At 72.2% G+C, this 19465-nt stretch carries 21 protein-coding genes and 3 tRNA genes; 8 read left to right on the forward strand and 16 right to left on the reverse strand.

The window, feature by feature from the left end; all coding sequences use genetic code 11:
* Positions 1-147: 147 nt before the first annotated feature.
* Positions 148-1530 (forward strand): FAD-binding oxidoreductase, encoded by a 1383-nt coding sequence (locus tag AC3A5R_RS04535; RefSeq protein ID WP_487620120.1) that lies wholly within the window; start codon positions 148-150, stop codon positions 1528-1530.
* A gap of 50 nt (positions 1531-1580) precedes the next feature.
* Positions 1581-2699: a pyridoxal-phosphate-dependent aminotransferase family protein gene (locus AC3A5R_RS04540; RefSeq protein WP_487620121.1), complete on the forward strand. Its 1119-nt coding sequence runs from the start codon at positions 1581-1583 to the stop codon at positions 2697-2699.
* 90 nt (positions 2700-2789) lie between these two features.
* Here AC3A5R_RS04540 and rplL read toward each other — a convergent pair whose 3' ends face one another.
* Together rplL and rplJ are read right to left on the reverse strand one after the other, a co-directional pair.
* Positions 2790-3179: a 50S ribosomal protein L7/L12 gene (gene rplL, locus AC3A5R_RS04545; RefSeq protein WP_076262142.1), complete on the reverse strand. Its 390-nt coding sequence runs from the start codon at positions 3177-3179 to the stop codon at positions 2790-2792.
* 63 nt (positions 3180-3242) lie between these two features.
* Positions 3243-3827, reverse strand: coding sequence for a 50S ribosomal protein L10 (rplJ, locus tag AC3A5R_RS04550; RefSeq protein ID WP_323096457.1), 585 nt, complete (start codon positions 3825-3827; stop codon positions 3243-3245).
* Between the two features lie 311 nt (positions 3828-4138).
* Here rplJ and AC3A5R_RS04555 point away from each other — a divergent pair, with 311 nt between their 5' ends.
* A complete protein-coding gene (locus AC3A5R_RS04555; RefSeq protein ID WP_487619544.1) occupies positions 4139-5026 on the forward strand; it encodes a DUF3152 domain-containing protein in 888 nt (295 codons plus the stop codon).
* Positions 5027-5069: 43 nt separating this feature from the next.
* Here the strand turns inward: AC3A5R_RS04555 and AC3A5R_RS04560 are convergent, their stop codons facing one another.
* The 7 genes from AC3A5R_RS04560 to AC3A5R_RS04590 form a co-directional block, all read right to left on the reverse strand.
* Positions 5070-5318: a choice-of-anchor P family protein gene (locus AC3A5R_RS04560; protein WP_487619545.1), complete on the reverse strand. Its 249-nt coding sequence runs from the start codon at positions 5316-5318 to the stop codon at positions 5070-5072.
* Positions 5319-5540: 222 nt separating this feature from the next.
* Positions 5541-7421, reverse strand: a complete 1881-nt coding sequence (gene ggt, locus AC3A5R_RS04565; RefSeq protein ID WP_487619546.1) for a gamma-glutamyltransferase — start codon at positions 7419-7421, stop codon at positions 5541-5543.
* 109 nt (positions 7422-7530) lie between these two features.
* Positions 7531-8247, reverse strand: coding sequence for a 50S ribosomal protein L1 (rplA, locus tag AC3A5R_RS04570; protein WP_487619547.1), 717 nt, complete (start codon positions 8245-8247; stop codon positions 7531-7533).
* Between the two features lie 122 nt (positions 8248-8369).
* Positions 8370-8801: a 50S ribosomal protein L11 gene (rplK, locus tag AC3A5R_RS04575; protein ID WP_076262133.1), complete on the reverse strand. Its 432-nt coding sequence runs from the start codon at positions 8799-8801 to the stop codon at positions 8370-8372.
* A 116-nt stretch (positions 8802-8917) separates the two neighbouring features.
* Positions 8918-9781, reverse strand: coding sequence for a transcription termination/antitermination protein NusG (gene nusG / locus AC3A5R_RS04580; protein ID WP_487619548.1), 864 nt, complete (start codon positions 9779-9781; stop codon positions 8918-8920).
* Positions 9782-9882: 101 nt separating this feature from the next.
* A complete protein-coding gene (gene secE / locus AC3A5R_RS04585) occupies positions 9883-10152 on the reverse strand; it encodes a preprotein translocase subunit SecE (RefSeq protein WP_076262130.1) in 270 nt (89 codons plus the stop codon).
* A gap of 103 nt (positions 10153-10255) precedes the next feature.
* Positions 10256-10328 (reverse strand) — tRNA-Trp (locus AC3A5R_RS04590).
* A 245-nt stretch (positions 10329-10573) separates the two neighbouring features.
* Here AC3A5R_RS04590 and AC3A5R_RS04595 point away from each other — a divergent pair.
* The 4 genes from AC3A5R_RS04595 (at position 10574) to AC3A5R_RS04610 (ending at position 14404) form a co-directional block, all read left to right on the forward strand.
* Complete coding sequence (locus AC3A5R_RS04595; RefSeq protein ID WP_487619549.1) at positions 10574-11938, forward strand: aspartate aminotransferase type Ic; 1365 nt, start codon at positions 10574-10576, stop codon at positions 11936-11938.
* On the forward strand, positions 11935-12456 hold the full coding sequence (locus AC3A5R_RS04600; protein WP_487619550.1) for a DUF5709 domain-containing protein: 522 nt from the start codon (positions 11935-11937) through the stop codon (positions 12454-12456). Before AC3A5R_RS04595 ends, AC3A5R_RS04600 begins: the two co-directional genes overlap by 4 nt.
* A gap of 93 nt (positions 12457-12549) precedes the next feature.
* Positions 12550-13578: an adenosine deaminase gene (locus tag AC3A5R_RS04605; RefSeq protein ID WP_487619551.1), complete on the forward strand. Its 1029-nt coding sequence runs from the start codon at positions 12550-12552 to the stop codon at positions 13576-13578.
* 136 nt (positions 13579-13714) lie between these two features.
* Positions 13715-14404, forward strand: coding sequence for a hypothetical protein (locus AC3A5R_RS04610; RefSeq protein WP_487619552.1), 690 nt, complete (start codon positions 13715-13717; stop codon positions 14402-14404).
* Between the two features lie 97 nt (positions 14405-14501).
* Here AC3A5R_RS04610 and AC3A5R_RS04615 read toward each other — a convergent pair whose 3' ends face one another.
* The 6 genes from AC3A5R_RS04615 to AC3A5R_RS04640 all read right to left on the reverse strand — a co-directional run bounded on the left by AC3A5R_RS04615 (position 14502) and on the right by AC3A5R_RS04640 (position 17108).
* Positions 14502-15575: a UDP-N-acetylmuramate dehydrogenase gene (locus AC3A5R_RS04615; RefSeq protein WP_487619553.1), complete on the reverse strand. Its 1074-nt coding sequence runs from the start codon at positions 15573-15575 to the stop codon at positions 14502-14504.
* An 11-nt stretch (positions 15576-15586) separates the two neighbouring features.
* The gene (locus tag AC3A5R_RS04620) at positions 15587-16030 is read right to left on the reverse strand and encodes a MaoC/PaaZ C-terminal domain-containing protein (RefSeq protein ID WP_487619554.1); all 444 of its coding nucleotides are present in this window, start codon (positions 16028-16030) and stop codon (positions 15587-15589) included.
* A complete protein-coding gene (locus tag AC3A5R_RS04625; RefSeq protein WP_487619555.1) occupies positions 16030-16476 on the reverse strand; it encodes an FAS1-like dehydratase domain-containing protein in 447 nt (148 codons plus the stop codon). Before AC3A5R_RS04625 ends, AC3A5R_RS04620 begins: the two co-directional genes overlap by 1 nt.
* A gap of 93 nt (positions 16477-16569) precedes the next feature.
* The gene (rpmG, locus tag AC3A5R_RS04630; RefSeq protein WP_076262121.1) at positions 16570-16740 is read right to left on the reverse strand and encodes a 50S ribosomal protein L33; all 171 of its coding nucleotides are present in this window, start codon (positions 16738-16740) and stop codon (positions 16570-16572) included.
* Positions 16741-16902: 162 nt separating this feature from the next.
* Positions 16903-16979 (reverse strand) — tRNA-Met (locus AC3A5R_RS04635).
* 56 nt (positions 16980-17035) lie between these two features.
* Positions 17036-17108 (reverse strand) — tRNA-Thr (locus tag AC3A5R_RS04640).
* Between the two features lie 149 nt (positions 17109-17257).
* On the opposite strand from AC3A5R_RS04640, the gene AC3A5R_RS04645 reads away from it, so the two are divergent.
* A complete protein-coding gene (locus tag AC3A5R_RS04645; protein WP_487619556.1) occupies positions 17258-18541 on the forward strand; it encodes an AI-2E family transporter in 1284 nt (427 codons plus the stop codon).
* 3 nt (positions 18542-18544) lie between these two features.
* On the opposite strand, the gene AC3A5R_RS04650 is transcribed toward AC3A5R_RS04645, so the two are convergent.
* Positions 18545-19420 carry a hypothetical protein gene (locus tag AC3A5R_RS04650; RefSeq protein ID WP_487619557.1) on the reverse strand — a complete coding sequence of 292 codons (876 nt, stop codon included), beginning with the start codon at positions 19418-19420 and terminating at the stop codon, positions 18545-18547.
* Positions 19421-19465: the final 45 nt, after the last annotated feature.

The raw sequence follows: 19465 nt of genomic DNA on the forward strand, positions 1-19465 counted from the left end.
CTGTTCACGAGCAACGGCACCCTGACGAGCAACGTCGTCACCGGCGTCCCCCCGGGGGCCGGCCGGCGAGACCGTCACCGGACCGTCGGTCCCTCGGCGCGCCCGGCGGGCGCGGGCGCCGGTGGTTACGGTGGGTCCGTGACGACAGTGAGCAAGGACGCTCCCGACCTGCACGACCTTGCGGGCCTCACCGACGCGCTCCCACCGGGTGCGGTGCTCACCGGGGCCGACAGCGTCGCGGCCTACCGCTTCGACTACACCGCCGACCCCGACGCCGGCACTCCCCTCGCGGTGGTCCGGGCCACGAGCGCCGCCGACGTGCAGGCCACGGTCCGGTGGGCGTCCGATCAGGGCGTCCCACTCGTTCCGCGCGGCGCCGGTAGTGGGCTGTCCGGTGGCTCGAACGCCGTCGACGGGTGCGTCGTGCTGAGCCTCGAGCGGATGCGGGCCATCGAGGTCGACCCGGCCACGCGCACCGCCGTCGTCGAGCCCGGCGCCCTCAACGTCGAGGTCAAGCGCGCCGCCGCCGAGCACGGCCTCTGGTACCCGCCCGACCCGTCCTCGTTCGAGATCTGCTCGATCGGCGGCAACGTCGCCACGAACGCCGGCGGCCTGTGCTGCGTCAAGTACGGCGTCACCACCGACTACGTGCTCGGCCTCGACGTTGTCCTCGCCGACGGCACGCTCGTGCGCCTCGGGGGCGAGCGCATCAAGGACACGGCGGGACTGTCCCTGGTCAAGCTCTTCGTGGGCAGCGAGGGCACGCTCGGCGTCGTCACCCGGGCGACCCTGCGGCTCGTGCCGGCACAGGCCCCGCCGGCGACGCTCGTGGCCACCTTCGACGACGTCGCCGACGCCGCCCGGGCGGTCGTGGCCATCGGCGGCCGGATGCGCGCCTCGATGATGGAGCTGATGGACCACGCGTCGATCAACGCCGTCGAGGACCACCGCGCCATGGGCCTGGACCGCGACGCCGGGGCCCTGCTCGTGGCGCAGTCCGATGCCCCCGGCGAGGCCCGCGGTGCGGAGATCGCGCTCATGGAGCAGCTGTGCACGGCGAACGGGTCACGCGAGTGCTTCACGACGACCGACCCCGACGAGGGCGAGCTCTTCGTCGCCGCACGCCGGGCCGCGATCGTCGCCATCGAGCGCCGGGGCACCTTGATGCTCGAGGACGTCGGCGTGCCGGTGCCGCGCCTGCCCGAGCTGCTCACCGGCATCGCCGAGATCGCCCGGCACCGCGACGTGGAGATCCCCGTCGTCGCGCACGCCGGCGACGGCAACACCCACCCGGTCATCGTCCACCCGCCCGGCGACGAGGCCGCCCGCGAGCGCGCTGCCATCGCGTTCCGCGAGGTCATGACCCTCGCCATCGGACTCGGCGGCACCATCACCGGCGAGCACGGCGTCGGACGGCTCAAGCGCGCCGCCCTGCCCGAGCAGCTGGGCCCCGACGTCATGGCCCTGACCCACCGCATCAAGACCGCCCTCGACCCGCAGGGCATCCTCAACCCGGGAGCCGGATTCTGATGACGACCGACCAGACCACCGCCAACACCGCTTCGACCGGGACCGCGCCCATGACCGCGCCGACCACGACGAGCCGGCCCATCGCCGAGCGCCACCTGTTCGGCCCCGGGCCGTGCAACCCCTACCCAGAGGCCACGCTCGCCCTCGCCGCTCCCCTGCTCGGACACCTCGACCCCGACTTCCTCGCCGCCATGGACGAGACGTGCGACCTGCTGCGCTACGTCTGGGGCACCGCCAACCGGCGCACCCTTCCGCTGTCGGCTACCGGCTCGGCCGGGATGGAGGCCGCGTTCGTCAACACCGTGCACCCCGGCGACGTCGTCGTCGTGGCCGTCAACGGGCTCTTCGGCGAGCGCATGGTCGACGTCGCCGGACGCCACGGCGCCGAGGTCGTGCGCGTCGACCACGAGTGGGGCGCCCCGGTCGACGTCGAGCGTGTCCTCGGTGCACACCCCTCCCCCGCGATCATCGCCGCCGTGCACGCCGAGACCTCCACCGGCGTCCGGTCGGACATCGCGGCCCTCGGTGCCGGCAAGGGCGACGCACTCCTGCTCGTCGATGCCGTCACCAGCATCGGCGGCATCGAGCTGCGCACCGACGCATGGGGCATCGACATCGGCTACGCCGGCACCCAGAAGTGCCTCGGCGTCGCTCCCGGCCTCGCACCCTTCACCATCAGCGAGCGCGCCTTCGCCCGACGCGTCGAGAAGCCGTCGTCGTGGTACCTCGACCTCGGGCTGCTCGGCGGCTACGTCGGCGAGGCCGAGGGCAAGGGCCAGCGCACCTACCACCACACGGCACCCACCGCGATGGTCGCGAGCCTGCACGCCGGGCTGCGCCGCATCGCCGACGAGGGCCTCGAGGCGGTCTGGGACCGGCACGCCGAGGCAGGGCGTCTCCTCCAGGGCGGCCTCGAGGCCATGGGCCTGACGCTGTTCGCCCAGGAGGGCTCGCGCCTGCCCGAGCTGACGACGGTGCGCGTACCCGACGGCGTCGACTCGGCAGCGGTTCGCCGCTACCTGCTCGACCGGCACGACGTCGAGATCGGCGCCGGGGCAGGCCAGTTCGCCGCGACGGTGTGGCGCATCGGCCTCATGGGCCACAACGCCCGCCCCGACCGCGTCGCCCTCGTCCTCGCCGCGCTGGAGGACGCCCTCGCCAACGCGTGAGACCACCGAGACAGCGGAAGGCGGGCCCGACCTCGGTGGTCGGACCCGCCTTCGCGGTGAAGCTCGGAGCCCCGGACTAGCCGGGACGGCTCACTTGAGCTCGACGGTGGCGCCGGCGCCCTCGAGCTGCTCCTTGGCCTTCTCGGCCGCAGCCTTGTCGACGTTCTCGAGGACGGGCTTGGGGGCGCCGTCGACGAGGTCCTTGGCCTCCTTGAGGCCGAGGCTCGTGAGCGCGCGGACCTCCTTGATGACCTGGATCTTCTTGTCGCCGGCGGCGGTCAGGACGACGTCGAACGAGTCCTTCTCCTCCTCCTCGGCGGCGGCGGCGCCGCCACCGGCAGCGCCCGCGGCCGCAACGGCGACGGGGGCGGCGGCGGTGACCTCGAAGGTCTCCTCGAACTGCTTCACGAACTCGGAGAGCTCGATGAGGGTCATCTCCTTGAAGGCGTCAAGGAGCTCGTCGGTGCTGAGCTTAGCCATGATGGCTTCCTTCCTGTTTCTTGCCGTGAGTGGCGATTTGGTGGATGAGCGACGCGTGGCGCGTCAGCTCTCGTCGCCACCCTCGGCGACGTCGGTCGTGGCCTCGTCGGCGGCAGCCGGCGCGGCGGGGCCCTGAGCCTCGACCTTCTGGCGCAGGGCGTCGACCACGCGGGCCGTCTGCGACAGAGGAGCGACGAACAGGTAGGCGGCCTTGTTGAGCGAGCCCTTCATGGCGCCCGCCAGCTTGGCCAGGAGAACCTCGCGGGACTCGAGGTCCGCGAGCTTCGTGATGTCCTCGGCGCTCAGCGGCTTGCCGTCGAGGACGCCAGCCTTGATCACGAGGAGCGGGTTTGCCTTGGCGAAGTCACGCAGGCCCTTGGCGGCCTCGACCGGGTCACCGGTGACGAAGGCGATCGCGGTCGGACCCTGGAGGTGGCCGTCGAAGGCCGTGATCCCGGCCTCCTTGGCGGCGATCTCCGTCAGCGTGTTCTTGACCACGGCGTAGGTGGCGTGCTCTCGGATCGAGTTGCGCAGCTGCGAGAGCTGCTTCACGGTCAGACCGCGGTACTCGGTGAGAACGGCCGCGCCGGACTCACGGAACCGGTCCGTGATCTCGGCGATGGCTGCCGTCTTCTCGGCGTTTGCCATCTGGGCCTCCTTCCCTTGCGTGGTGACGCCGGTCGGAGTCCGTAGGGCCTGCACGAAAAGAGCCCCGGCGCAGGGCGCTCGGGGCTCGGACGGGCACACGGTGGTGCCGTTCTCGCTCGATCAGCCTGCGCTGGTTGCCCGCATCGTGCGGAACCTTCGGGAGTCGTGGTGGCCACGTCTCCAACCGGCGGTCATTGGTCGCGGACCAGATTACGGGTTCGGGCTCGAACGACCAAATCGAGACGGGTCGATGCGGCGGGTCCGCCCCGGCATCCTCGCATTCGCGCGCGCGAGCACCTAGCGTGACCCCCATGGTGACTGGCGGGCGAGGGCGCCGGGCCGAGCACACCCGGGCGCGGGCCATCCGACGCCGACGGCTCTGGGCCGGCGCGGCGGTGGTGGCCTGCGTCGCCGCCGACGTCTGGTCGGTGACGTGGGCAGGTGCTCGAGAGCCGCAGACGCCCAGCGCCCTGTCGGTCGTGTCCGGTGTGGCGCTCGCCGCCGGGACCGGCCCCCTCGTGCACCTCGACGCCGTCGAGACGGTGCCCTCCTCGCCGCTGCTGCCCGGGTCCGACGCCACGGGCGACGGCCGACGTGCGTCGTCCCCCACCACGCCGGGACCGACGTCGGCGAAGGTCGTCGAGAAGGGCGACGGACGCTTCACGCTCCTGAAGATCCCGACCGACGCCGTGCGCGAGCACGCCACGAGCGGGCGCGTCGTGCGCTTCACCCTCGAGATCGAGGGCGGGCTCGGCATCGACCGCGACGAGTACGCCCGGACGGTCGTGTCGACGCTGACCGACGCGCGCGGCTGGCAGGACGTCGACCACGTGCGCTTCGTCGGACTGTCGCCGGCACAGGTCGACGACGGTGCCCGCCCTGACCTGCGCATCACCCTGGCCAGCCCCGACACGATCGACCGGCTCTGCGCCCCCCTCGAGACCCGCGGCCAGGTCAGCTGCCACAACGCCGGCCGGGTCGCGCTCAACCTGCGGCGCTGGGTGCTCGGCGCCGAGGCGTACGGCACGGACGTCGCCGCCTACCGCACCTACCTCGTCAACCACGAGGTCGGGCACGGCATCGGCCACGCGCACGCGTACTGCGGCGGCGCGGGCAAGGTCGCACCGGTCATGATGCAGCAGACCTACGGCCTCAAGGGCTGCACGGCCTGGAACTGGCCGAGCCCGAAGCGCGCCTGAGGCGCCGGGCCGACTGCTCGACCCGGCACCCCAGGGCGCCCCGTCAGACGACGGCGCTGTAGCTGTAGCCGACGCGGACGACCGAGCCGGTCGGCAGCGATCCCATGACGCGGTCGGTGACGACCTCGACCATGACGACCTCGATGGACTTCGCGGTGCGGGTGACCTTGTGGAGCGTCACCCTGCCGAGGCCGGGCACGGTGACGACGGTGTTGGGCGGGACCGCCCCGGTGATGCCCGGCAGGCCCTTGATGCCCAACCCGACGAAGGAGCTGCGGTCGGCCAGGGCCACCGCATGCCACCGATCCCCTGTGACCGATGCATCTGGTTAACGAGCCAGTAACCAGGCGCGTCACGACCCTTCTGTCCCAAATGTCAAGCATCTCGCCGGCGCGTCGTCGCCTGTGCGGCAGGTGCGTGCGGCGTCCAGACCGGCGGCGCGAGCCGGGCCGGGACGGCGCTCGCCACCTGCTCCCGTGGTGGGAGCAGGTGGCGAGCGTCTGAGCGGGTCGTGTCAGGGGGCCGGGTGCACCACCATGGCCGAGCCGCCGCCACGACGCGTCGGTTCGGCGGCCGCCTCGAACTGCCCGTGGCCGAGGCTGCGGATCGCCGTCACGGCGCCGATCTCACCGGCGTCGGTGAGCGTGTGTCCGAGCGCACGGAGCCCTGCCGCGGCCGGTCCGGCCAGGAAGGCCGGCTCGGCGCCCTCGCCCGACGCGCTGTTGCGCGACGAGAGACGCGGCGCCGCGATCGCGTCGACGAGCGAGAGGTCGCGGTCGAGGTAGCCGAGGACCGTCTGCGAGACCGACGTGATGATCGTCGCGCCACCGGGCGAGCCGACCGCGAGGAACGGCGCGCCGTCCTTCATGAGGATGGTCGGGCTCATCGACGAGCGCGGCCGCTTGCCCGGGCCGGGCAGGTTCGGGTCCGGGACGCCGTCGGTCAGCGGGGTGAAGTTGAAGTCGGTCAGCTCGTTGTTGAGCAGGAACCCCCAGCCGGGGACCGTGATGCCCGAGCCGCCGGTCTGCTCGATCGTCAGCGTGTAGGAGGCGACGTTGCCCCAGCGGTCGGTGGCGGTCAGGTGGGTCGTGCTCTGGCCCTCGTAGGGCTCCTTCTGCGCCGTCGAGCCCGGGCTGCAGGAGGTGTAGGAGCCGTCGGGCGAGCCGAACGGGATCGGACGGCGCTGGGCCTTGGCCGGGTCGAAGAGGCAGGCGCGCTCCGCCGCGAACGCCGGGCTGACCAGCTCGGACACCGGCACCTTCGGCACGTCGCCGACGTAGCGGTTGCGGTCGGCGAACGCCGTGGCCGACGCCTCGGAGAACCGGTGCAGGTAGTCGACGTCGGACAGCTCGGAGGTCTTCGTGCCGGTGCGGTCCTCGTAGGCCTTCATGAGGCCCAGGATCTCGGCGACGGCGATGCCGCCCGAGCTCGGCACCGGCATGCCGTAGACGTCGAGCCCCTCGTAGCGCGAGTGGATCGGCGCCTTCGTCAGCGCTCGGTAGGCAGCGAGGTCGCGCAGCGTCATCCGCCCGCCCATGACGCCGTGGCCCGGCGTGGTGTGCGGAGCGTTGGACTCGCGCACGATCGCCTCGCCGAGGCGGCCGCGGTAGAGCACGTCGACGCCTTGGGTGCGCAGCGTCCGGTAGGCCTTGGCCATGTCGGGGTTGGCGAACGTCGACCCCACGGCGGGCGGCTGGCCACCGGGGAGGAACACCTTCGCCGTGGCCGGGAACCTCGAGAACCGGGCCGCGTTCTGCGCCGTCTGGTCATGGAAGGTCTGGTCGACGACGAAGCCCTTGGCGGCGAGCCGCTCCGCCGGCTTGAGCGCGGCGTTGAAGCTCAGGGTGCCGTGGTCGCGCAGGGCCTTGGCCCACAGGGCCGGGGTGCCCGGGACTCCGACCGACAGGCCGGAGTTGACGACCGTGTTGAAGTCCATGGCCGAGCCGTCAGGTTTGCGGAAGGTGTTCTCGGTGAAGGTCGCCGGGGCCGTCTCGCGGCCGTCGATCGTGCTGACCTGCTTCTCGTGCGCGTCGTAGTAGACGAGGAAGCCGCCACCGCCGATGCCGGCGCTGTAGGGCTCGGTGACGCCGAGCGCCGCCGCGGTGGCGACGGCGGCGTCGGCCGCGTTGCCGCCCCGGGCGAGCACGTCGATGCCGACCTGCGAGGCGTCGCGGTCGACCGAGCTGACCGCGCCGCCCGAGCCCGTCATGACGGCGACCTTCGGCATCGGGGTGGGCCGGCCGTGCCAGCCGCGGTCGGTGGAGGTGGAGTGGCCGGGGGCGGCCGTCGGTGCCGAGGGCTGCGCCCCGGCCTGGGGTGCCAGCAGGGCGAGCGGGAGGCCCGCGCTGACGCCCGCCACGACCCAACGTCTGGTGCTGCGTGTCTGTCGGCTCATCTGCCGACCGTACCCAGCATCGGCCCAGCCCTCTCGTCGAGAACGCGAGAGCCCGCCACCCCCTGCCGGGGTGACGGGCTCTCGATATCGCTACGGGCGGGTCAGGCGCTCAGGCCTGCTCCTCCTCGACGAGGAGGTTGCGCGTCTTGCTGAAGTCGAGCGGGATGCCCGGGCCCATCGTCGTGGAGATCGTGGCCTTCTCGATGTAGCGGCCCTTGGAGCTGGCCGGCTTGAGACGCAGGATCTCCTCGAGGGCAGTGGCGTAGTTCTCGACGAGCTTGGACTCGTCGAAGGACGCCTTGCCGATGATGAAGTGGAGGTTCGCGTGCTTGTCGACGCGGAACTCGATCTTGCCGCCCTTGATGTCGGTGACGGCCTTGGCGACGTCCATCGTCACGGTGCCGGTCTTCGGGTTCGGCATGAGGCCGCGCGGACCGAGGACCTTGCCGAGACGACCGACCTTGCCCATCATGTCGGGCGTCGCGACGACGGCGTCGAAGTCGAGCCAGCCGCCCTGGACCTTCTCGAGCATGTCGTCGGAACCGACGTAGTCGGCGCCGGCCTCACGCGCGGCCTCGGCCTTGTCGGCGTTGGCGAACACGAGGACGCGGGCTGTCTTGCCCGTGCCGTGCGGGAGGTTGACGGTGCCGCGGACGGCCTGGTCGGCCTTGCGCGGGTCGACACCGAGGCGGAAGGCCACCTCGACGGTCTCGTCGTACTTGGCCTTGGCGGTCTGCTTGGCGACGCGGACGGCCTCGAGCGGGGCGTAGACCTTGCCGGGCGTGATGAGCTCGGCGGCCGCGCGGTAGTTCTTGCTGCGCTTCATGGAACTGCTCCTTGCGTGGTGGTGGAGTCGTGGTGCGGACCAGCGCTGGTCCTCCCACGTGGCCGACGGCACACGGTCCGTGTGCCGTCCGGCCGGGGGTGACGCCTGGCTCCGAGCGGGGCTCAGAGCTCGGTGTCGATGCCCATCGAACGAGCGGTGCCGGCGATGATGCGCGCCGCCATCTCCTCGTCGTTGGCGTTGAGGTCCTCCATCTTCTGGCGGGCGATCTCGAGGACCTGCTCGCGAGAGAGCTTGGCGACCTTCGTCTTGTGGGGCTCGCCCGAACCCTTGGCCACACCGGCGGCCTTCTTGATGAGCTCGGCAGCCGGCGGCGTCTTCGTCACGAAGGTGAACGAGCGGTCCTCGTAGACCGTGATCTCGACCGGGATGACGTTGCCGCGCTGGGCCTCCGTCGCGGCGTTGTACGCCTTGACGAACTCCATGATGTTGACGCCGTGCTGACCGAGAGCCGGGCCGACGGGCGGGGCCGGGGTGGCCTGCCCGGCCTGGATCTGCAGCTTGATGAAGCCGGAGACCTTCTTCTTGGGGGGCATGGGTGCCTACCTTCTGCGTTGTGGGCCGACGCCGTGGGCGATGACCCGGTTGCATGCCTCCGCGGTGTGCCGCGGGGACGGACGGTGTGGACCGCGACGGGCGCGGACCGGTTCGATCAGATCTTGGCGACCTGACCGAAGGACAGCTCGACCGGGGTCTCCCGGCCGAAGATCGAGACCAGCACCTTGAGCTTCTGGGTATCGGCGTTGATCTCGGAGATCGTGGCGGGGAGGGTCTCGAACGGGCCCTCCATGACCGTGACCGACTCGCCGACCTCGAAGTCGACGACGCGGACGTCCTTCGGGGCGCTCGCGGCGCCCGAGGCGGCGGCACCCGAGGTGGCGGCGGTCTCGAAGGTCGGGGCGAGCATCGTGAAGACCTCGTCGAGCGAGAGCGGCACGGGCTGGTGGGCGTTGCCGACGAAGCCGGTCACCCCCGGCGTGTGGCGCACGGCGCCCCAGCTCTCGTCGGTGAGGTCCATGCGGACGAGGACGTACCCGGGCATCCGGACGCGGCGGACCTGCTTCTTCTGCCCGTTCTTGATCTCGGTGACCTCCTCCATGGGGACCTCGATCTCGAAGATGAAGTCCTCCATGTTGAGGGTCTGGATGCGCGTCTCGAGGTTGGCCTTGACGCGGTTCTCGTAGCCCGCGTACGAGTGCACGACGTACCAGTCGCCGTCCTTCATGCGCAGGTCACGCTTGAAGTCGGCGACCGGGTCGGCGCTCTCGACGGCATCGACGCCCTCGGCGGCCTCGTCGGTGCCGGCCTCGTCACCCTCGGCCACGTCGGCGGCGTCCACGGTGTCGGTGGCCTCGGCGTCGACGACCTCGCCGGTCGTCTCGTCGACGGTCACGTCGGTGGTGTCCTCACCCGCGGCGTCGACCGAGGCGTCGGACGCCTCGACCACCGGGTCGACGACGTCGTTCTCGGTGGTCTCGCCGTTCGGGGCGCCCTGCGGGGCGAACTGCTCGGACACGCTCTGACCTGCTTCCTTGCTCGTGGACCAGCCGGAGCGGCTGGCGGTGACTCCCGGTGGCGGGGCCGGGCGCGACTCGCGCTCCTGCCCCGGCGGCCGACCTAGGTCGTCGAACCGGTGAGGACCCACGAGATCAGCTTGCTCAGACCGAAGTCGAGCGCCGACACCAGGGCCATCATGACCACGACGAACACCACGACGACCGTCGTGTAGCGCACGAGCTCGGGGCCCGTGGGCCGCACGACCTTGCGCAGCTCGTCGAGGATCTGCCGGACGAAGAGGCTCAGCGCGGAGAAGAACCGCGACACCGGGTTGCCGCCACGGGCCTTGTCGGCCCGGCCGGACCCGCGCTTGGCGCTCGTCTCCGTCACGATTCCTACTTTCTGCCTGGGGAACCGGCCCGCGACAGGCCCCGGGGTGTCCGGGACAGGAGCCGCGTGCCGCCTTGCACGACGACCACATCACTGGGATGCGCAGGGCAAGAGGGACTCGAACCCCCAACCGCTGGTTTTGGAGACCAGTGCTCTACCAATTGAGCTATTGCCCTTCGCCACGGTCGTTGGGTGACCGCGGCGGGACGGCATGCGTCAGCATGGCCAGCGTCAGCCGTCCGAGCGACGATCATACGGGACGGATCCGCCCGATGCGAACCGGCCGTCACGAGCGCCGTCCGCCATCCTCGCAGGTCGACGGTCGCGACACCAGCGAGCACACCCGGGACGCACGCTGACGGCCCCACCGGCATGCGGACCGCCCTGCCCGACGAGGCGGCGCGGTGGCAGGATCGAGGACGTGACGAACCCGCGCAGCCCTCTCGCGTCCCTGTCCGACGACGACCTCGCCGCCTTCCTCACGGAGCAGCAGTCGGCGTACACGGCCCTCAAGGGCCGTTCCCTCACGCTCGACCTGACGCGCGGCAAGCCCTCGAGCGCGCAGCTCGACCTGTCCGACGAGCTGCTGCGCCTGCCGACGACCACCAAGGACCGCGCCGGCGTCGACGTCCGCAACTACGGCGGCCTCGAGGGCCTGGCCGAGCTGCGCGAGCTCTTCGCCGAGCTGCTCGGCGTCGAGCCGGCCCAGGTCGTCGCCGGGGGCAACTCCAGCCTGACGATGATGTACACGACCGTCGTCGACCTCCTCCTCTTCGGCGGCGTCGACTCTCCGCGTCCGTGGTCGCAGGAGCCGGCCGTGAAGTTCGTCTGCCCGGTGCCCGGCTACGACCGACACTTCTCGATGCTCGCCGAGCTCGGCATCGAGATGGTGACCGTCGACATGCACGACGACGGGCCCGACATGGGCGCCGTCGAGGCGCTCGTCAGGGACGACCCGAGCGTCAAGGGCATCTGGATCGTGCCCACCTACGCCAACCCGACCGGTGCCGTCGTGTCGCAGGAGATCGCCGCACGCCTCGCGGCCATGCCGACGGCGGCGCCCGACTTCACCATCTTCTGGGACAACGCGTACGCGTTCCACCACCTGACCGAGCACGAGGCCAAGAGCGCCGACATCCTCACCCTCGCCGCCGCGTCGGGGAACCCGAACCGTCCGATCATGTTCGCCTCGACCTCGAAGATCACCTACGCCGGTGCCGGGGTGTCCGTCCTCGCCGCGAGCCGGGCCAACGTCGCCTGGTACCTCAAGCACCTGTCGATGGCCTCGATCGGCCCGGACAAGGTGAACCACCTGCGCCACGTCGAGTTCTTCGGCGACGCCGAGGGCGTCCGGGCGCACATGCGCCGGCACCGCGAGATCATCGCCCCGAAGTTCGCCGCCGTCGACGAGGCCCTGACGGCGGGCCTGGCCGGCCTCGAGGTGGCGACGTGGAGCCACCCCACCGGCGGCTACTTCGTCAACCTCGACGTGCTCGACGGCACCGCCTCGCGGGTCGTCGAGCTCGCCAAGGCCGCCGGAATCGCCCTGACGCCCGCCGGGGCCTCCTTCCCGCACGGCCGCGACCCGCGGGACCGCAACATCCGTCTCGCCCCGACCTTCCCGACCCTCGAGGACGTCCGCACCGCGATGGCCGGCGTCGCGACCTGTGTGGCCGTTGCCGCGGCCGAGTCGCTGACGCGCGACCGGGCCCGCGGGGTAGGGGCACGGGGCGAGGGCGCCTCCGGTGGCGCCGCGGCCGAGCACCCCGAAGGAGCAGCACGATGAGCGGCATCGAGCCGAACGAGAACATCGAGGACGACCTGACGAGCTACAGCGTCGACGACGAGGACCAGCTGCAGCCCGAGGACACCCTCGAGGACGGCGACCTCGAGGACGTCCTCGACCGCGGCTACTCCCCCAACGACCGCCCGCAGGGCGTCACCGCGCACGGCACGACGCCGCGCGAGGAGGGCGAGGACGAGACGATCGAGGAGCGGATCCGCCAGGAGGTGCCCGACCCGAACTCGGCGTACGGGCGTCCCGACAACGAGAGCGGGCTCGACGAGGACCGGATCGGGGGCGATGACCCCGACTCCATCGCCGCCGAGGACGACTGGCTCGGCGACAACGAGGTCGGCGACGAGCGCGCCGGCCGGCTCGTGGCCGACGACGAGGGCGCCCACGAGGACGACGAGAAGCAGGCCTGGGGTCGTGACGTCGGTGTCGACGGCGCCGGCGCGTCGGCCGAGGAGGCCGCCATGCACGTCGTCGACGAGATCGCCGAAGAGCCCGAGAACCGCTGACGCGCTCGCGCTGACCCGCCTGCGCCCCGTGCGGGCGCAGGCGGCCCGAAGCGGTGCCGCCCGCGTCCGGCACCAGGTGGGATGCTGTCGGCCATGACGCGCGACGTGCTGGCCCTTCCCAAGGCACACCTGCACCTGCACTTCACCGGGTCGATGCGCGTCGCCACCGTTCGTGACCTCGCCGAGCGGCACGGGATGCGCCTGCCCGATGCCCTCGTCGGCCACTGGCCACCCCGCCTCGCCCGCGCCACCGACGAGCGCGGCTGGTTCCGCTTCCAGCGCCTCTACGACGCCGCCCGCAGCTGCGTGCGCGGCGAGGAGGACATGCGCCGGATCGTGCGCGAGGCGGCCGAGGACGACGCGGACGAGGGGTCGCGCTGGCTCGAGATCCAGGTCGACCCGACGTCGTACGCGCCGTTCGTCGGCGGCATCACCCCGGCCCTGGAGATCGTGCTCGACGAGGCGCGGACGGTGTCGGCGCAGGGCCGCATCGGGGTCGGCGTCGTCGTCGCCGCGAGCCGGATGCGCCACCCGCTCGAGGCCCGCACCCTGGCACGGCTCGCGGCGCGCCACGCCGGCGACGAGGCCGGCGACGTCGTCGGCTTCGGCCTGAGCAACGACGAGCGGCGCGGGAGCACCCCGGAGTTCGCGCACGCCTTCGAGATCGCCCGTCGGGCCGGTCTGGCGCTCGTGCCCCACGGCGGCGAGCTGCTCGGTGCGCAGGCCGTCATGGAGACCCTCGAGTCGCTGGCCCCCGATCGCATCGGCCACGGCGTGCGCTGCGTCGAGGACCCCCAGGTGCTCGACGCCGTCGCCGAGGCCGGTGTGACGCTCGAGGTGTGCCCGGGCAGCAACGTGGCCCTCGGCGTCTACGCGGACCCGGGCGACGTGCCCCTGCGGCAGATCGTCGACGCCGGGGTGCGGGTGGCCCTCGGCGCCGACGACCCGCTCCTCTTCGGCTCCCGGCTCGCCGCCCAGTACGCGGCCGCCCGCGAGCTCGGTTTCGACGACGCCGGCCTCGCCGACCTCGCTCGGGGCTCGATCGAGGGAAGCCTGGCGCCCGAGCGGGTGCGCAAGCAGGCGCTCGATGACGTCACGGCCTGGCTCGACACGCCGGAGTGAGGCCCGCCACACCCCAGACCAGCACAGACCCGGACGCTCCGCGCCCCCGAACACGCCTCCGGTTGCCGGCCGCGGGGGCCCGCCGAGCGTCGCGAGTTTGCTCGGGGCTGTCCCGCGCAGTCATGCTGTCGGTGAGATGAAGACGCAGACCCCCGCCCCCGCACGCCCCCAGCCCACCTCGGGCGCCCGGCTGCGACGCCTCGCCGTCGTGGGTCTGGCCGCCCCAGTCCTGGCCCTCACCGCCCTCGGCGCCTGCAGCAGCGAGGCCCCCGTGACGGCAGACCCGACCGCGAGCGCGGCCGTCGGCACGACGCCTCCGACCTCGTCGGCCACCTCGAGCGACACCTCGACCTCGAGCGGCCCGGCGACGAGCACCGTTCCGGCGCGGACGACCTACACGAACGTCAACACCGCCATCAAGGACCCGACGCTCGGCCACGTCATCACGGCGACCCGCGTGGCCCGCAACCTCACGTGGCCCTCGGGGAACCCCGTCGCCTCGCAGGAGTTCGAGATCGTCGGCGTCCGGGTGAAGGTGCAGGCCGGCGACCGGTACTCCGCCTCGGTCGACCCGTCGATGCTGACCCTCGTCGCGACGAGCCCGAGCCAGACGGTCTCGCCCACCTCGGAGTTCTCGGAGCGGTGGCAGGCTGCGCCGCTGAAGAAGGTCGACCGGGGGGCCACCGCGTCGGGCTGGGTCTTCTTCAAGGTGAACCGCGGCACGACCACCTCCCTGCGGCTGGCCTTCAACCGGCCGGCCTATCAGGTGAGCACCACCGACAAGAAGATCGACCCCCACACGTTCTGGGTGCAGCTGACCCGCTGAGCCAGCTCGCGGCCACCGGCCCCGACGCCGACGCCGACGGCCCCGGAATCCCTTGGGATCCGGGGTCGTTCGCGCACCCAGGGACTGACGGCCGGCCCTAGAGCCGCTCGCCGACGAGCACCGGCTCGTTGACGAGCGTGACGCCGAAGGCGTCGCGCACACCGTCGCGGACGCGTCGGGCGAGGTCGAGCACCTCGGTGGCGGTCGCACCGCCCCGGTTGGTCACCGCCAGGGTGTGCTTGGTCGACAGCGACGCCGGACCGGGCAGCCCGAATCCCTTGGCGAAGCCGGCATGGTCGATGAGCCAGGCGGCGCTGGTCTTGACCCGTCCGTCCGGCTCGCCGAACCGCGGTGGCGTCGGGCCCTCGTAGCCGAGCCGCTCGCCGACGCGCTCGACGAGGTCGTCGAACTCGTGACGGCTCAGGACCGGGTTGGTGAAGAACGACCCGCACGAGTACGTGTCGGGGTCGTCGACGTCGAGGACCATGCCGCGACGCCGGCGCTGCTCGAGGACCGCAGCCCGCGCGTCGGCGAGCGGCACGCGGGTGCCGAGCTCGACGCCGAGGCCCTCGGCGAGCGCCGCGTAGGCGACCGGCCGGGCGAGGTCGGCGACCTCGAGCTGGAAGACGACGTCGAGCACGACGTAGCGGTCGGTGCCCTTGAAGAGGGAGTGCCGGTAGGTGAAGGCGCAGTCGGCGTTGGCGAAGGTGCGCACGACCTGGTCGCGTCGGTCCCACGTGCGCACCTGGAAGATCGTCTGGGAGACGTCCTGGCCGTACGCACCGACGTTCTGCACCGGTGTGGCGCCGGTGAGGCCGGGGATGCCGCTCAGGGCCTCCACGCCGGCCCAGCCCTCACCGACGAAGCGGTCGACGACGTCGTCCCAGCCCTCACCCGCCGCGACGCGCACGACGGCGCCGCCGCACCAGTCGGCCGACTCAGGCGTGATGCCGGAGGTCGCGACCCGCACCACGGTGCCCGCGAAGCCCGCGTCGGCCACGACGAGGTTGGAGCCACCGGACAGCAGCAGGAGCGGCTCGTCGGCGTCGTCGACCTCGCGGACGGCGTCGACGAGCTCGTCGGTGGTCGTGACGGTGACCAGACGCGCCGCGGGCCCACCGACGCGCATGGTCGTCAGCCCGGACAGCGGGACCTCGTGCTCCTCGCGCACCGTGGACCTGCTCAGTCGAGGCGCGCGACGGCGACGGCCCGGCCGAGGACCTTCTCGCCGCCGCACGTGGCCGTCAGCTCGACCGTGACGCGGCCGGTCTCGGTGTCGACGGCCTTGACGACACCGGCCACCTCGACGTCGGCGCCGGACTCGTAGGGCACGACGACGGGCCTGGTGAAGCGGACGCCGTACTCCACGACGCGGCCGGCGTCGCCCACCCAGTCGGTGACGACCGTGACGGCCGAACCCATGGTGAACATGCCGTGGGCGATGACGTCGGGCAGGCCGACCTCCTTGGCGAACCGCTCGTCCCAGTGGATCCGGTTGCGGTCGAGAGAGGCGCCCGCGTACTGGACGAGGCGGGCCCGGTCGATGTGCACCGTGCGCGAAGGCAGGGCGTCCCCGACCGACACGGAGGACAGGCTGCGGACTCCGGCCGTGGTGTCGTTGCTCATCACTCGGCTCCTCGGATGACGATGGTGGAGGTGGCCGTGCAGACGGCCTCGCCGCTCTCGGTGGCCAGCTCGGTGCGGGTGGTCACCATCGCGTGGCCGCCGGCCTCGCGGACGGTGTCGACGTGGAGCGTGCCGACGACGGCGTCGCCGGCCGTGAGCGGCCGGTGGTGGGTGAAGCGCTGCTCACCGTGGACGACGCGGGAGAAGTCGATGCCGGCCTCCGGGTCGCGGATCAGCTGGGCGTCGCACTGCTGGGCGATGAGGACCGCGAAGGTCGGCGGCGCGATGACGTCGGCGTAGCCCCGGGATCGGGCGACGTCGGCGTCGACGTGGACGGGGTCGGCCGAGCCGACCGCCTCGGCGAACTCGCGGATCTTGGCCGCGCTGACGCGGTAGGTCTCGGTGGGCGGGTACACCCGGCCCTGGAAGTCTGCGTTCACCGGCATGCGGGCAGCCTATCGACCGGTACACGACGACCGCTCCCCCGGCCCGGGGCCGAGGGAGCGGTCGTGAGGTGACGCGCGAAGAGCGGGTCCGCGTCAGCGGGTCTCGCGGTGCTCCGTGTGCTTGCCGCACTTCGGGCAGAACTTGTTGAAGGAGAGGCGGTCGGGGTTGTTCCGACGGTTCTTCTTCGTGATGTAGTTGCGGTCCTTGCAGTCCACACACGCCATCGTGATCTTCGGACGGACGTCGCTGCTCTTGCTGGCCACGGCAACCTGCTCTTTCGGGAACGTGCTGGGATGTATCGGCTCGTCTTGCGACGGGTGTCGCGTGCGTGCCCGGCGGTGACCCGCGCGTCGGCACCGGACGCGACGCTAAAGGTTACGCGACGGGCCACCGAATCGAGAAATCCGTGGACCGCCGCGCTCCTGTGGTAGCGGGAGCGGGGCTCGATCCCGCGACCTCACGATTATGAGTCGTGCGCTCTAACCAGCTGAGCTACCCCGCCATGGGCTGCCGGCACCGGAAGCCGCTCGCGCGGGCTGCCGGAAACCGACCGACCAGAGCCCCAATAGGGAATCGAACCCTAGACCTTTTCCTTACCATGGAAACGCTCTGCCGACTGAGCTATTGGGGCACGGCCGAACCCTCGGGACCCGCGTCGCGGGGCCATGTTCGACCTGCTGTGCGTCGGTGAGACTACACGGTCCCGGGCGCGGATACGAAATCGGCACGACCCACCACGGACAGGCAGTACAAAGGGCCGGTTCCTGAGACGATCTAGGCATGCCGGGTCATGTGGACCCACCACTCCAGACGCCGTCGCCACCCCCTGGCGAGGCGCCGCACGTCGTGGTGCAGCTCGACCGGCGCAACGTCTGGCGGGCCGGCTGGGTGCTCGTCGCCGTCGCCGCCTTCGCAGCCTTCGGGCGGTGGGTCATCGAGGACGGTGGGAGCGTCATCTTCACGCTCGTCATGTCGATGCTCGCCGCCATCGCCATGGAGCCTGCGGTCGCACGCCTGTCGCGCCGGATGCGACGGGGCGCCGCCACGGGGGTCGTCATGGGCGCGACGCTGCTGGCGATCGTCGTCTTCCTCCTCGCCTTCGGGCAGCTGCTCGCCGAGCAGCTCGCGACGCTCGTGCGCTCGATCCCCTCGATCGTCGAGCGGGCCACGACCTGGGCGAACGAGCACCTCGACACGCACCTCGACGCGCAGGCCGTGCTCGCCGAGCTCAGCAGCGGCACGTCCACGCTGGCGACGGTGGCCCAGGGCCTCGCCGGAGGCATCGTCGGCGCGGTCGCCACGGTCGTCGGGGCGGCGTTCAGCAGCCTCACGTTCGCCTTCTTCACCTTCTACTTCTCGGCCGACCAGCCGCGAATGCGCCGCTGGGTGGCCCGGCTCGTGCCGCCACGGCAGCAGGAGGTCATGAGCACGGCCTGGGAGCTGGCCGTCATCAAGGCCGGCGGCTACGTGTCGGCGCGGCTCGTCCTCGCCGCGATCTGCGGTGGCCTGTCGGCGCTGTTCATGTTCATCATCGGCATGCCGTACTGGCTCGCACTCGGCATCTGGACCGGGCTCGTGGCCCAGTTCGTCCCCACCATCGGCACCTACATCGCGATCGCGCTGCCGGTCTTCGTGGGCCTCGTGGGCGAGCAGCCGTGGCAGGGCGTGGCGATGCTCGCCTTCGCGCTCGTCTACCAGCAGATCGAGAACCTCACCCTCGAGCCGCACATCTCGGCCGGGGCCGTCGACGTGCACCCCGCGGTCTCGTTCGCGTCGGTCATGTTCGGGGCCGCGCTCTTCGGCGTCAGCGGTGCGTTCGTCGCCGTGCCCGTCGCGGCGCTCGTGCTGGCGCTCGTCGACATCTACACCCGCACCTACGAGCTGCTGCCCGAGCTGGCCCGGCAGCAGCCGGGAGAGCGGCCGCCCGAGCCCCCGGACGCGCCCGACGCCGAGGAGGTGGCCGCGCCCGGAGGGAACGAGGCGGTCGCGGGGGCCGAGCACCACGACGACGCCCCGGTGCGGGCATGGCTGGGCCGGCTGCGCCGCCGGGCGCGGCACGGCTGAGGCTCACTCGGAGGCGTCGTGGTCCTCGAGAGCACGACGGGCCTTCGCCTCGTGCGCCTCGTGGGCGTCCCGCTCGCTCGTCGCCCCGGCCAGCTCGACGCCGACCTTGGCGAGCCGCTCACGCGCGGCGGCCAGGCGGCGCTCGAGGTCGGCGATGCCCTCGGTGACCTCCTCCTCGCGGGCCGTCAGCACGGCGACGTGCCGGTCCGCCGAGCGCAGCGCCTCGCGTGCGCCCTCGAGCGCCGAGACGAGTCGGGTGCGCTCGGCGGTGCGACGGGCGCGACGCCGCTCCTCGAGGTCGATGGCGTCGCCACCACCCCCGTCGAGCAGCGAGAGCGACGGACGCCTGGCCTCCTCGCCGCGCGGGAGGTCCTCGAGCGCGAGGGCGTCCTCGAGGTCGACGGAGCCGAAGCCCGAGTAGCTGAGCGCCTTGACGAGCGCACCGGTGAGGACGGAGGCCTCGGCGTCCTCGTCGGCGATGAGCGCCGTCAGGGTGTCGCGCACCTCGACCGCCACCCCCGGCCCGACGCGCTGGCCGGCCGAGGTCGCCTCCTCCGCGACGCGGTCGGCGACGGCGTCGACCCGCCGGGACCGTTCGCGCCCGAGCAGCCGCAGCTGGTCGGCGTCGAGGGTGCGCTGGGCCTCGCGGAGCAGCTCTGCGAAGGAGCGCAGCTCGTCGACCTCGTCGCGACACGTGCGCACGAAGTGGTTCATCGCCCAGGCGGCCACGGTCGGCTTGCGCAGGGCGGTGACGGCGGCGGCGAGCTGCTTGTCGCCGGCCTCCTTGGCCTGGGCGGCGAGCTCGGAGCGGCGGGCCGTGAACCGCGACGGGCTCTCGGCGTAGAGCTCCTCGACGGCGGCGCGCAGGTGCAGGATCACCCGTGCATCCTCCCGCAAACAGGGTGGCCACGCCGGGCACGAGGC

Source organism: Intrasporangium sp. Soil_C_50, assembly GCF_057656595.1.